Source organism: Bradyrhizobium zhanjiangense, from assembly GCF_004114935.1.
Lineage (GTDB): Bacteria > Pseudomonadota > Alphaproteobacteria > Rhizobiales > Xanthobacteraceae > Bradyrhizobium > Bradyrhizobium zhanjiangense.
The window spans coordinates 6,828,883-6,841,620 of sequence record NZ_CP022221.1; the positions used below are offsets into that span (position 1 = coordinate 6,828,883).

Here is a 12,738-nt window from a genome sequence, read left to right on the forward strand (position 1 = left end):
AGCACGACGCGGGCGTGCGATCTTGCGTCAGGGGTTCGGGGAACGCTCTTCCAGCACCAGGAGCTGGGCGCGGCGCACCCGCTCGCGATGGGCGATGTAGAGGCCGCTCGCGACGATGAAGGCCGCGCCGATGATGGTCCAGAGATCAGGCACCTCACCGAAGATGAAGAAGCCCAAAATGCTGACCCACAGCAGCTGCGTGTAGGAGAACGGCGCCAGCACCGAGGCATCGCCATAGCGATAGGCCAGCACGATGATCCACTGGCCGACGGTCGAGGCAACACCAATCACGATGCCGAGCCCGATCGCGGTCCAGCTCGGCGTGACCCAGACGAACGGCACCATCACGGAAAGGATCGCAACGCCCGTCAGCGCGGAATAGGCCATGGTAGTGAGCACCGCCTCGCGACCGCTCATCATGCGCGTCAGGATCAGCGCGGCAGCCCAGCAGAACGCCGAGATGATCGGGAAGAACGCGGCGGCATGAAACGCGCTGGAGCCCGGGCGCAGGATGATCATCACGCCGGTCAGACCGATCGCGGTGGCGATCCAGCGGCGCAGGCCGACCTTCTCGCTCAGGAAGATGATCGACAGCGCGGTGACGAACAGCGGCGAGACGAAGCCGGTGGCAGAGGCTTCCGCAATGGGGAGGAACCGCAGACCGGTGATGAAGAACAGCGAGGAGCCAAGCAGCGCGGCGCCGCGCATTAGCTGCAGGCCGATCCGCTCGGTGCGCATCGCATGCAGCGGTGAGCCCGGCAGCATCACCGGCGTGAACATCAGCGCGAAGGTGACGAAGCGGATCCAGGTGATCTCGATCGACGGCAGGCTGGTCGAGAGATATTTCGCGGTCACGTCGGAGGTGCCGAGAAACACCGTCGACAGCAGCACCAGCGCAATGCCTTTGAAGGGATGATCGACGCGCGCGGGCGCACGACGAGCCGCCTGCTTCTTCTCCGGTACGGGCATGGGAATACTGTCGAGCCTTGCGGCTGCGGCGGGCGGCGGTGTCACGGCTGGAACCCGGAAATAATGCGAATCGAGAACGCTCGTAAAAAACGACAAATGCGCCGCGTTCACAACTTCCGAAAACAGGATGCCGATATGCGCTGACGTCCGCGCGCGTCAATATTCCATTAATAATGGGCGTTTTTGCACTACAACATGGGCAGGCTGCGCGGCTTCGGCCCGCGCGGAAACGCCGCATCGAGCGCCGCAATCTCCTCTTTCGTCAGCACGAGATCGCCGGCGGCCGCATTTTCGGCGGCATGTTCCGCGGATGAGGCTTTCGGAATCGCGAACACCGTAGTTGCACGGGTGAGGAAGCTCAGTGCGACCTGACGCGGTGTCGCGCGACGCGTCTCCGCGATCTTCACCAGCACGGCGCCGCCCTTGCTGCGCACATCCGGAAAATCATCGTGTCCGAACGGCGAATAGGCGATCACAGCGACACCACGCCGCTCACACCAGGGGATTACGGCGTGCTCGATCGCGCGTTCCTTGAGATGATAGAGCACCTGATTGCATGCGATCCGTCCCTCGCCCGCAACGTCGAGAATGTCGTCGAGATCGTCGGCATCGAAGTTGGAGACGCCCCAGGACTTGATCTTGCCCGCTTTCACCAGCTCATCGAACGCAGCGACGGTGTCCTCGAGCGGATAGGAGCCGCGCCAATGCAACAGATAGCAGTCGAGACGATCGGTCTTCAGCCGCTTCAGCGAACGCTCACAGGCCGTGATCGTGCCGCGGCGCGAGGCGTTGCTCGGCAGCACTTTTGAAACGAGAAACACCTCATCGCGACGGCCCGCAATCGCGTCCGCAATGACGAGCTCGGCGTCACCGTACATCTCGGCGGTGTCGATGTGGGTCATGCCGAGATCGAGCCCGCGCTGAAGCGCGGCAATGGCGCGCTTGCGGTCGCCGTGGTCGGGATACCAGGTGCCCTGCCCGATGACGGAGACGTTGGCGCCGGTCTTGCCGAAAGGGTTTGTGTTCATGTTCTTTTCCGATCTCCGCTCTGTTCTCTCCCTCTCCCCGTTCTTACGGGGAGAGGGTTGGGGAGAGGGGCTGCCTCCGCCAATTCGCTAGCAGTTGGACTCGCGGAGACTCCCCCTCACCCGCCGCGCTTCGCGCGTCGGCCTCTCCCCGCAAGCGGGGCGAGGCGAAGAGCCATGCGCTACAGACCGCTGATGTCAGCGACTAGTACGCTCCCGGTCGAGGACTCCGTGATATAGAGACGATCTTTCCTTTCGCCACCGATCGCCACATTCGTGCAATTCGGCCCCGCGCACGACTTGATCCGCGCAATCAATTCGCCGTTGGGCGCAAATACGAAGACGTGACCGAGCGAAGCGTGGCCGACGAACAGCCGACCTTTGGCATCCATGGTCATGCCATCAGGGCCGCTGGTGCCGAACAGCGAGCAGAAGCGGCCGACCTTCGACACGCTGCCATCCTGCATGAACGGCAGCCGCCACACCGCATTGTCGCGCGTCATGGCGACGAACAGGACGGTCTCGGTCGGGCCGAGCACGAGGCCGTTCGGGCTGATGCCGGTGTTGATCAGGCAATCGAGCCGGCCATTCGATGCCAGCCGATAGACCCGACCACTCGGATCGTGCAGGCCGGTCTGGCCCTGATCGGTGAAATAGATGTCACCGTTGGACGCGAGATGCAGATCGTTGCAGCCACGAAACGATTCCGAATTGCGCGCGGTCAGGACCGGCTTGACGCGGCCGGCTTTGGCATTGAGCTCCATGATGCCATGCATGTAATCGGCGATCAGGATGCGGCCGTCGGATGCGACCTTCAGCCCGTTCGGCCAGCCCTCATATTCGACGACCTGCGACCACTCGCCATCAGGCGCAATACGGAAGATGCGGCCGAAGGGAATATCGACGATGTAGAGATTGCCTTCCTTGTCGAAGGATGGCCCCTCGATGAAGCTATCGGTCGGCACGCCCGGCCGGTTGGCGTCGGCCCAATCCGTCCGCACGCCCTTGCGGCGGAACTTGTCAGGCATGGCGGAGAAGATTCTTGTTTCGATCAGGCGCGGCGGCGTTTCCAGGTACATCATTGTTGTTGTGCGCGTTGAGAGGGAGAGCGCGGCAACATAAGGCACAATGGCCGGTGCGTCGATTGGGGCGGAAGGCATGGCGCCCTGTCCTTGCTGTCATTCCCCGCGAAAGCGGGGAATCCAGTACGCCGCGGCCCCACCGCCTAATCACAGTTGTCTCGGCGTACTGGATCGCCCGGTCAAGCCGGGCGATGACGGCGGAGTATACGGCGACGACTGAGAATGTCGCGCCTACCCCGCCGCGCCCGCGAGCTTGGCCTGCTTCGCCGGCGCTTCCGTCGTCGCGATCAGCCGCTTCAGTTCGGGGATGCAGGAGCCGCAATTGGTGCCGGCCTTGAGCTTGGCGCCGATCTCGGCCGCGGTGCGTGCGCCAGCGGCGATGGTGTCGCAGATGGTGCCGCGGCCGACACCGAAGCAGGCGCAGACGATTGGCCCGGTCGAGGCCGTTCCCTCCGTCGACTTGCCTGACAGCAGCATGCGGCGCTGCTCGTCGGTGACGTGATCGGCCGCAAAGGCAGTTCTGATCACCTCCCAATCGCCGGCGTCATGCCCGGGGCCGACAAACAGACAGGCCTCGATGCGATCGCCCGCGAACGAGGCAGCGCGATAGATGCCGCCGCCGAAATCGCGATATTCGGCGATGTCCTCGCCGGCAACGCCGTCGAGCCAAACCGGCCAGCGCGACAGATCCGCGTTGTCGGCGAACAGATAGCCGAAACCGCCGGCAACCGTGACGCGGGTCCACAACAGGTTCGGCGGCAGATCGAGCTGCTGTCGCGACAGCGCAAAACCGCGGAAGACGAATTCGTAAGGCGCGATCGCAGCCGGCGTCGCCTTGGACTCGGGCTGGCCCGAGAACGGATCGGTAAACGACTGCACCAGCGCGCCGACGCGGCCATGTGAGGCGTTCATCGCGCTCCAGTGGATTGGCGCGAACAGCGTGCCGCGCTGCTGGCGCTCGCTGACGACGACTTTCAGGATGCACTGGCCGTAATCGGTGGTGATGCGGGCGTAGCCGTCGTGAGCGACGCCGTATTTGCTGGCGTCATCGGGATGGATCTCGACGAAAGGCTCGGGCAGATGTGCGCCGAGCCGCTGGCTAAGGCCCGTGCGCGTCATGGTGTGCCACTGGTCGCGGATGCGTCCGGTATTGAGCCTGAGGGGGCGCGAGGCGCCGGTCTCGCTGCGCAACGACGGCACTTCCGGCGCGACGAAGCGGCCCCTGCCGTCATTGGTGAAGAAATCGCCTTCCGCAAAGAAGCGCGCGCGGGGCGCCTCGCCTTGGCGCGCCGGCCACTGCACCGGCTTGAGCGCATCGAAGGCTTCGTTCGACAGCGAGGTCAGCGCGCCGATGTCGAAATCGCGGCTGCCATCGTTCTCGAAGGCCGAGAGCGCGGCATGCTCGCGGAAGATGTCGGCGGCGGATTTGTAGTTGAAACTGTCGCCGAAGCCGAGCCGCTTGGCGGTCTCGCTCAGGATCCACCAGTCGGGGCGCGCCTCGCCCGGCGCCGGCAGGAACGAGCGCTGGCGCGAGATGCGGCGTTCGGAGTTTGTCACCGTGCCCGACTTCTCGCCCCAGGCGAGCGCCGGCAGCAGCACATGCGGCCCGGCCGCGACCGTGTCGTTGGAGAGCACGTTCTCGGAGACGACGAACAGTTCGAGCTTCTTCAGCGCCTCGCGCACCAAGTCGGCATCGGGCAGCGACACCGCCGGGTTGGTCCCCATCACCCAGAGCGCTTTGACCTCACCGCGGTTGATCGCCTCGAACAACTGCACCGCCTTCAGCCCTTCATGGGTGGCAATGCGCGGCGCCTTCCAGAACCGCCTGACACGATCGATGTCGGGCGGCGTAAAACCCATGTGAGCGGCGAGCATGTTGGCGAGGCCGCCGACCTCGCGGCCGCCCATCGCGTTGGGCTGGCCCGTGAGCGAGAACGGCGAGGCACCAGGCTTGCCGATGCGGCCCGTAGCAAGATGGCAGTTCAGGATCGCGTTGACCTTGTCGGTGCCCTGCGCCGACTGGTTGACGCCCTGCGAATAGAGCGTGACGACGCGCGGCGTGTCGCGGAACATCTGGAAGAAGGTCGCAACGTCCTGCTCGGACAGTCCCGTGGCGAGAGCGGTCGCGGTGACGCTGCCGGCAATGTTGCGCGCGCGAGCCAGCGCGTCATCGAAGCCCGACGTGTTGTCCGCGATGTAGTTCTGATCGAGCGCGCCGTTGTCGGCGAGGTGGACGAACAGGCCGGAGAACAGCGCGGTGTCGGTGCCTGGCTTGAGGCCAAGGAACAGATCGACGTCATCCGCGGTGTCGGTGCGGCGCGGATCGATCACGATCATGCGTGCACCTCGTTCCTGCCGGTTCTTCAGCATACGCTGGAACAGAATGGGGTGGCACCAGGCCGCATTCGAGCCGACGAAGACCAGCAGATCTGCCTGGTCGAGATCCTCATAGCAGCCGGGCACGGTGTCGGCGCCGAAGGCGCGGCGGTGGCCGGCGACCGAGGACGACATGCAGAGTCGTGAATTGGTGTCGACATTGGCAGTGCCGACAAAGCCCTTCATCAGCTTGTTGGCGACGTAATAATCCTCGGTCAGCAGCTGGCCGGAGAGATAGAACGCAACCGCGTCGGCGCCGTCGCGTGCCACGATATGCTGCATGCGATGCGCGACATGATCGAGCGCATCGCTCCAGGCGACACGCTCCAGCACGCCCTTGCAGCGGATCATCGGATAGAGCAGACGGCCTTCGAGCCCGACGGTCTCGCCGAGCGCGGAGCCTTTCGAGCACAGCCGGCCGAAATTGGCGGGATGCTCAGGGTCGCCGGCGATCGCTGCACCACCCTTGCTGTCGGGTGTCGCCAGCACGCCGCAGCCAACGCCGCAATAGGGACAGGTCGTCTTGGTGGCGCGGAGCGTGGGGTCGATCGCCGTCATATCAAGCTGCCTTGTCAAGCTGCCTTGGAGGGACGCGCCAGCGCGCGGCCGAACATCATGTCGGTGCGGATCGCCGCGACCTTGTCGCGATTGCGGATCAGCTCGAGGTACCAGAGCGCATCGAGGGTATCGCCGATCAGCACCGCGCCGGTGAGCCGGCCGTCGGCGATGACGAGCTTCTTGTAGGTGCCGCGCCTGCGGTCCGACAGCACGAGGCTCTCGCTGCCCTCCCCGCCCATGAAGTCACCGGCGGAGAACACGCTGACGCCGGAGACCTTGAGGTTGGTCGAGACCACGCTGCCCTGATAGGCGGCAGGACGGCCGGCCAGATGCCGCGCCAGCACCCGCGCCTGCTCATAGGCGGGCTCGACCAGGCCATAGCAGGTGCCGCGATGCTCGGCGCATTCGCCGAGCGCGAAGATGTCGGGCGAAGCCGTCTGCATCACGTCATTGACGACGACGCCGCGGTTGACCGCGATGCCTGCGTCCTTCGCAAGGGCGACGTTCGGCCTGATGCCGGCGGCGAAAATCACGGCGTCGGCCTCGATGCGGCTGCCGTCGGCAAGCTCGACGGCCTCGACGTGACCATCGCCATGGATGCGGGCGGTGGAGGCGTTGAGCAGGATGCGGATGCCCTTGCGCTCGACCAACATCTTGAGCAGGTCGGCCGCGGGCGCATCGAGCTGGCGCTCCATCAGCCGGTCCATCAGATGCAGCAGCGTCACGGGGGCACCGGCCTTGGCGAGGCCGTAGGCAGCCTCGAGTCCGAGCAGTCCGCCACCGATGACGACGACGCGCTTCTTCGCCGCAGCCAGCGTCAACAGCAGGTCGACGTCGCGCGTATCGCGAAAGGTATGCACGCCGGCAAGATCAGCGCCCGGCACGTTGAGCCGCAGCGGCGTCGATCCCGTGGCGAGCACCAGCTTGGAATATTCCATGCTCTCTTCGCCGGCGATCTTGAGCTCGCGGCGGCCGACATCGATCTCGGTGACGCGATAGCCGTAGCGCACCGTGACGCCGCGATGACGCCACCAGTCCGCCGGCCTGAGCTCGATCTCGTGCGAGCCGGTCTCGCCGGCCAGCACGGAGGAGAGCAGCACGCGGTTGTAAGCGAGCCGCGGCTCTTCACCGATCACGGCAACCGCGTAGCGGCCGAGCGCGGTCTTGGCGAGCTCGTCGACCAGACGCGCGGCCGCCATACCGTTACCGACGATGACCAGCGGTTCACTCACGAGGCATCTCCTATTCAGCGGCCTGCGGCCGGGCGCCGTAGGCTTCGGACATCATGTAGCCGGACAGCACGCCATAGGCGTCGGTCCAGGCTTTTGCCAGTTCGGGCGTCCATGCTTGGCCAAGACCCTTCTCCAGAGTCCACAGCAGGGTCGCGCCGACCACGGGATAGTGCTCGGCCATCGCACCGTAAGCGACGTGACGCTTGGCGAGCGCGGAGGCCGCGGGAAGAATCGAGTCCAGGTTCGACAGGCCGCCGACGACGGCAGCGAGCATGCCCATCAGCTTCTTGCGCTGCTCGGTCATGTCCTCGGGAAACATCGCGCGCACGGACGGCGCCACCTCGAACAGACGATCGTAGAACAGCACCGCGGCCTGCTCCGACATCGGCGCGACCTTGGCGAAGCTCTGTTGGATGAGAGTGATCTGTTCGGGCGTCATGTGGTTCTCCTGTCTGTTTCAGTTTGCCTTGGTGCGCGCCGTTGCGAACAAGGTTCATGGGTCAAACGTCATCAGAGAGTCTTCTCCCCGCGTACGGGGAGAAGCGAGTTTCATACCAAGTGTCACACTCTTGCTTCGGCGAGGCTTGGTGCGCCTTCGGTCTGCGGGCCGCGACGCAGGTAGAACCACCAGGTCAGGGCGAGACAGGAGCCGTAGAAGGCGAGGTAGATCGCGAGCGCGAGCTGCGGCCCGCCGGTCATGGCGATCGACTTGCCGAAACCGCTCGGGATCAGATAGCCGCCGACGGCGCCGATCGCGCCGATGAAGCCGACCGCCGCGCCGCTCTCGATGCTCGCGGTCTTCAGGGCAGCCGCACGCGCGACATCGCCCTTACCGCGCACCTTGAACAGGTTCTCCTCGCGGAAGATCGAGGGGATCATCCGATAGGTCGAGCCGTTGCCGATGCCGGTCGTGACGAACAGGATCAGGAACATCGACAGGAAGCCGATGAAATCCTTCTGGCCGACGAAATAGAGCACGCCGATCGTCGCCGCCGCCATCGCAATGAAGTTCCACAAGGTGATGATCGAGCCGCCGAGCTTGTCGGCAAGCCAGCCGCCGAGCGGACGCGACAGCGAGCCGACCAGCGGGCCCAGGAAGGCGATCGAGATCGTCACGGTGGGGAACTGCGTCTTGATCAGCAGCGGGAACGCCGCGGAGTAGCCGATGAAGGACCCGAACGTGCCGATATAGAGATACGCCATGATCCAGGTGTGCTTGCGCTTGACGATCGCGAGCTGGTTCTTCACCGAAGACTTGGCCGTGGTGAGGTTGTTCATGAAAAACACCGCACCGAACACGGCGACCGCGATCGGCAGCACCCACATCAGGCCGGCATTCTGGAGGAAGATGCCGTCGACGGGCGTTGCCTGGAACAGGTTGAAGACGGCGAGCGTCATCAGGATCGGGGTCAGGAGCTGCACGCTGGAAACGCCGATATTGCCGCCGGCCGCGTTGAGACCGAGCGCCCATCCCTTCATCCGGTCGGGAAAGAAGAAGGAGATGTTGGTCATGCTGGAGGCGAAATTGCCGCCGCCGAGACCCGCGGTCGACGCGATCAGCAGCATCAGCCAGAACGGCGTGTCGGGCTGGCTCACGAAATAAGCAAGCGACAAGGTCGGAATGAACAGGATCGCCGCGCTGAAGATGGTCCAGTTGCGGCCGCCGAAGGTCGTCACTGCAAAGGTATAGGGAAAGCGCATCAGGGCGCCGATCAGGCCCGGCACGGCGACGAGCTGGAACAGCTGGTCGGTGGTGTAGTGGAAACCGGCCTGCGGCAGCTTCGTGGTGACGATGCTCCAGATCAGCCAGACCGAGAAGCCGATATGTTCGGCTACGATCGACCAGATCAGGTTGCGCCGCGCGATCGTCTTGCCAGTCGCATTCCAGAACGCCTCATCTTCGGGGCGCCAGTCTGAAATCCAGCTGGAGTTCAGAGTCGGATTCTTCGTCATTGAGTATCCCTTCTAAGCTCACCGCTGCGTCGTTGCAGGCTCAGCCTCCGGGCCACGGAGGCGCGCTCCGAGGCTTCACCCCGGTGGCGAGTTCACGATGCTGATTGATGATGTTGAGGGACGTCGTCGTTGGCGTCGCTCAAAGACACTTCAATTTCCGTGCCAGTTGCGCGCACGCTGGAAATACAGGGATTTCAGCACGTTATTCGTATTGCCCGAATTTCTTGCAGGGCTTTTTCGCACGCTAAATTTGCGATTCGCTCAATCCTTGTGCGGCGCACAAGGATTGAGCGGGATGTCGATTATTTAGGCGCAGACGTTTCGCGCATTAACCTTTGGTTTACGCCGCTTCTACGAAGCGATGACGCTCGTAGAGGAATTCGAGCACGCGCTGCCGGCACTTCAAGTAAGTGGCGCTGGTCGCAAGCTCGAGCCGCTTGCGCGGGCGCGCCAGCGGCACCTCCAGCACCTCGCCGATGCGCGCGGAGGGCCCGTTGGTCATCATCACGATGCGGTCGGACAAGAGCACGGCCTCGTCGACGTCGTGAGTGATCATCAAAATGGTGTTGCCGAGCTTCTGATGCAGCGCCATCACGGAGTCCTGGAGATGCGCTCGGGTCAGCGCGTCGAGCGCGCCGAACGGCTCATCCAGCAGCAGCACCTTCGGCTCCATCGCCAGCGCCCGCGCGATGCCGACGCGCTGCTTCATGCCGCCGGAGATTTCGGAAGGACGCTTGTCCCTGGCGTGGGCCATCTGCACGAGATTGAGATTGTGCATCACCCAGGCGTCGCGTTCGGCGCGGGACTTGGTCCTGGCAAAGACCTTGTCGACGCCGAGCCTGACGTTCTCGTATACGGTCAGCCACGGCAGCAGGCTATGGTTCTGGAACACGACCGCGCGATCGGGTCCCGGCGAGTTGACCTCGCGGTTCTCCAGCAGCACGCCGCCGATGGTGGCATTGGTCAGGCCTGCGATGATGTTGAGCAGGGTCGACTTGCCGCAGCCGGAATGGCCGATGATCGAGACGTATTCGCCTTTCTCGATCGTGAGATTGATGTCCTTCAGCACCTCCGTGGTGGCGGCGCCGCGGGTGAAGACCTTGTCGATGTGGTCGAGCTTCAGATAGGCGGTCATGTGCCCCCTCCTCTCAATTCTGCGCGGTGCCGCGGGTGACGAACTTGCCGAGGCCCGCGATCAGGCGGTCCAGCACGAAGCCGACGATGCCGACATAGAACAGCGCCAGGATGATCTCGCTGATATGCGAGGAGTTCCAGGCGTCCCAGATGAAGAAGCCGATACCGACGCCGCCGATCAGCATTTCGGCGGCGACGATCGCGAGCCACGACAGGCCGATGCCGATGCGCAGGCCGGTGAAGATGTAGGGCGCGGCCGCCGGGATCATGATCTTGGAGAAGAATTCGAGCGGATTGAGCTGCACCACCGCGGCGACGTTGCGATAGTCCTGCGGGATGTTGCGGATGCCGACCGCGGTGTTGATGATGATCGGCCAGATCGAGGTGATGAAGATGACGAAGATCGCCGAGGGCTGGCCGTCGCGAAACGCTGCAAGCGAGAGCGGCAACCAGGCGAGCGGCGGAATGGTGCGCAGCACCTGGAACAGCGGGTCGAGCCCGCGCATCGCCCAGACCGACTGTCCGACCAGAACGCCGAGCGCGATGCCGGCGACGGCGGACAGCGAATAGCCGAACGCAACGCGCTGGAGACTGGCGGACAGATGCCAGAACAGACCCTTGTCGATGCCGCCATGATCGAAGAACGGATCGAGGATCAGCTCCTTTGTATCCTTGAACACCTTTGACGGCGGCGGCAGCGCCGAGCCGGCGCGGCGGCAGACCAGCTCCCACACCAGCGTCAGCAGCGCGATCACGACCAGCGGCGGGATCACGCGCACGGCCGTCTCCCGTGCCATGCGTGCGTAAGCTTCGGTGCGCGGGGGACGCTTTGGCATCATTGCGACGACGGGCGCGGCGGTGACCGCAGGCGTCGCGGTTTCAATCTCAATCTTGGCGGCAGACATATTCATTGCAATCTCTCTCCGGCTTCAAAAGACGATGCGGCCGCCCGAAGGCGGCCGCTGGCTCCATCAGACTTCGACACGCTTGATCGCGAGCGACTTCAGATAGGCAGCCGGATTTTCCGGATCGAACACCTTGCCGTCGAAGAAAATCTCCTTGCCGCGCGAGGTGGAGGCCGGGATCTCGGAGGCCGCGACGCCGAGCGTCTTGGCCGCGTCGCGCCACAGGTCCTCGCGGTTGACCTTGGCGACCAGCGCCTTGGTGTCGAAATTCGCCTCGTATTTGCCCCAGCGGATGTCCTCGGTGAGGAACCAGAGATCGTGGCTCTGGAAGGGGTAAGAGGCGAAGTCGCGCCAGTACTTCATGATGTGTGGGGAATTCTCGACCACCTTGCCGGGGATGCCGTAGTCGAACTTGCCGGCGGTGCGGTCGAGCACGTCCTCGACCGGGCAATTCATCCACTGCCGCTTGCCCATGATGGCGGCGAGCTCGGCCTTGTTCTCGGCCTTGTCCGACCACTGCTGGGCTTCCATCACGGCCATCAGCAGCGCCTTTGCCGCCTTCGGATATTTGTCGACGAAGGCCGCGCGCATGCCGAAGGATTTTTCGGGATGCTTGTTCCAGAGCTCGCCGGTGGTGACAGCGGTATAGCCAATCTTCTGGTGGATGAGCTGCAGGTTCCATGGCTCGCCGACGCAGAAGCAGTCCATGGTGCCGACCTTCATGTTCGCCACCATCTGCGGCGGCGGCACCACGATGGTCTCGATGTCCTTGTCGGGGTCGATGCCGCCGGCGGCGAGCCAGTAGCGGATCCAGAGGTCGTGGGTGCCGCCGGGGAAGGTCATCGCCGCCTTCACGGCCTTGCCGGACGCCTTCTTCTTCTCCAGCGCCGCCTTGAAGGGCGATGCATCGACGCCGAGCTTGAGATCGGCATATTCGTTGGCGACGGAGATGCACTGACTGTCGAGATTGAGCCGGGCCAGGATGTACATCGGCGTCGGCTGGTTGTTCTGCGTCACCTTGCCGGCTGAGATCAGATAGGGCATCGGGGTGAGGATATGCGCGCCGTCGATGCCGTTGCCTTCGGAGCCGAGCACGAGGTTGTCGCGCGTGGTGCCCCAAGAGGCCTGCTTCTGTACGTCGGTGTCGGGCATGCCGTATTTGGCGAACAGGCCCTTGTCCTTGGCGACGAAGAGCGGGCCGGCGTCGCTGAGCGCGATGAAGCCGAGCTTGGCGCCCTTGACCTCGGGGCCCGCCTCCTGCGCGAAGGCGCCAGCGGGGAAATTCAGCTTTGCGGCGGCGAGGAGTGCGGCGGTAGAGCCTGCGGCCTTCAACAATTGGCGGCGGCTGAGCCCATTATCCGAGGGCCGGCGGGTGCGCTTCGTCATAGGCAGTGTCGTCCTTTGCGTCGTTGCAGAATTGATTGGCGTCAGTGCACACGAGCAGCCCGTCCGTCCGGTGGCGCCGTCTTTGGCGCGTGCGAACGCACGACGGGGAAGACCCCCG

Annotated in this window: 10 protein-coding genes; all 10 read right to left on the bottom strand. The window is 64.2% G+C overall.

The genetic code is table 11. From position 1 onward, the window contains the following. Positions 1-27: 27 nt before the first annotated feature. Positions 28-969, bottom strand: a complete 942-nt coding sequence (locus XH85_RS32715) for a DMT family transporter (RefSeq protein ID WP_206734901.1) — start codon at positions 967-969, stop codon at positions 28-30. A gap of 188 nt (positions 970-1,157) precedes the next feature. Continuing rightward, positions 1,158-1,997: an aldo/keto reductase gene (locus tag XH85_RS32720; RefSeq protein WP_128935163.1), complete on the bottom strand. Its 840-nt coding sequence runs from the start codon at positions 1,995-1,997 to the stop codon at positions 1,158-1,160. A 179-nt stretch (positions 1,998-2,176) separates the two neighbouring features. Continuing rightward, a complete protein-coding gene (locus XH85_RS32725) occupies positions 2,177-3,073 on the bottom strand; it encodes an SMP-30/gluconolactonase/LRE family protein (RefSeq protein WP_128937505.1) in 897 nt (298 codons plus the stop codon). Between the two features lie 234 nt (positions 3,074-3,307). Next, positions 3,308-6,010 carry a nitrate reductase gene (locus XH85_RS32735; protein ID WP_128935165.1) on the bottom strand — a complete coding sequence of 901 codons (2,703 nt, stop codon included), beginning with the start codon at positions 6,008-6,010 and terminating at the stop codon, positions 3,308-3,310. 14 nt (positions 6,011-6,024) lie between these two features. After that, positions 6,025-7,242 (bottom strand): NAD(P)/FAD-dependent oxidoreductase, encoded by a 1,218-nt coding sequence (locus tag XH85_RS32740; protein ID WP_164940597.1) that lies wholly within the window; start codon positions 7,240-7,242, stop codon positions 6,025-6,027. Positions 7,243-7,252: 10 nt separating this feature from the next. Next, positions 7,253-7,681: a globin family protein gene (locus XH85_RS32745; RefSeq protein ID WP_128935167.1), complete on the bottom strand. Its 429-nt coding sequence runs from the start codon at positions 7,679-7,681 to the stop codon at positions 7,253-7,255. A 122-nt stretch (positions 7,682-7,803) separates the two neighbouring features. Next, positions 7,804-9,195, bottom strand: coding sequence for an MFS transporter (locus XH85_RS32750; protein WP_128935168.1), 1,392 nt, complete (start codon positions 9,193-9,195; stop codon positions 7,804-7,806). 340 nt (positions 9,196-9,535) lie between these two features. Continuing rightward, positions 9,536-10,330, bottom strand: coding sequence for an ABC transporter ATP-binding protein (locus tag XH85_RS32755; RefSeq protein ID WP_128935169.1), 795 nt, complete (start codon positions 10,328-10,330; stop codon positions 9,536-9,538). Between the two features lie 13 nt (positions 10,331-10,343). Then, entirely contained in the window at positions 10,344-11,240 is an 897-nt protein-coding gene (gene ntrB / locus XH85_RS32760) for a nitrate ABC transporter permease (protein ID WP_128935170.1), read from the bottom strand. Between the two features lie 60 nt (positions 11,241-11,300). Beyond that, on the bottom strand, positions 11,301-12,620 hold the full coding sequence (locus XH85_RS32765) for a CmpA/NrtA family ABC transporter substrate-binding protein (protein ID WP_128935171.1): 1,320 nt from the start codon (positions 12,618-12,620) through the stop codon (positions 11,301-11,303). Positions 12,621-12,738: the final 118 nt, after the last annotated feature.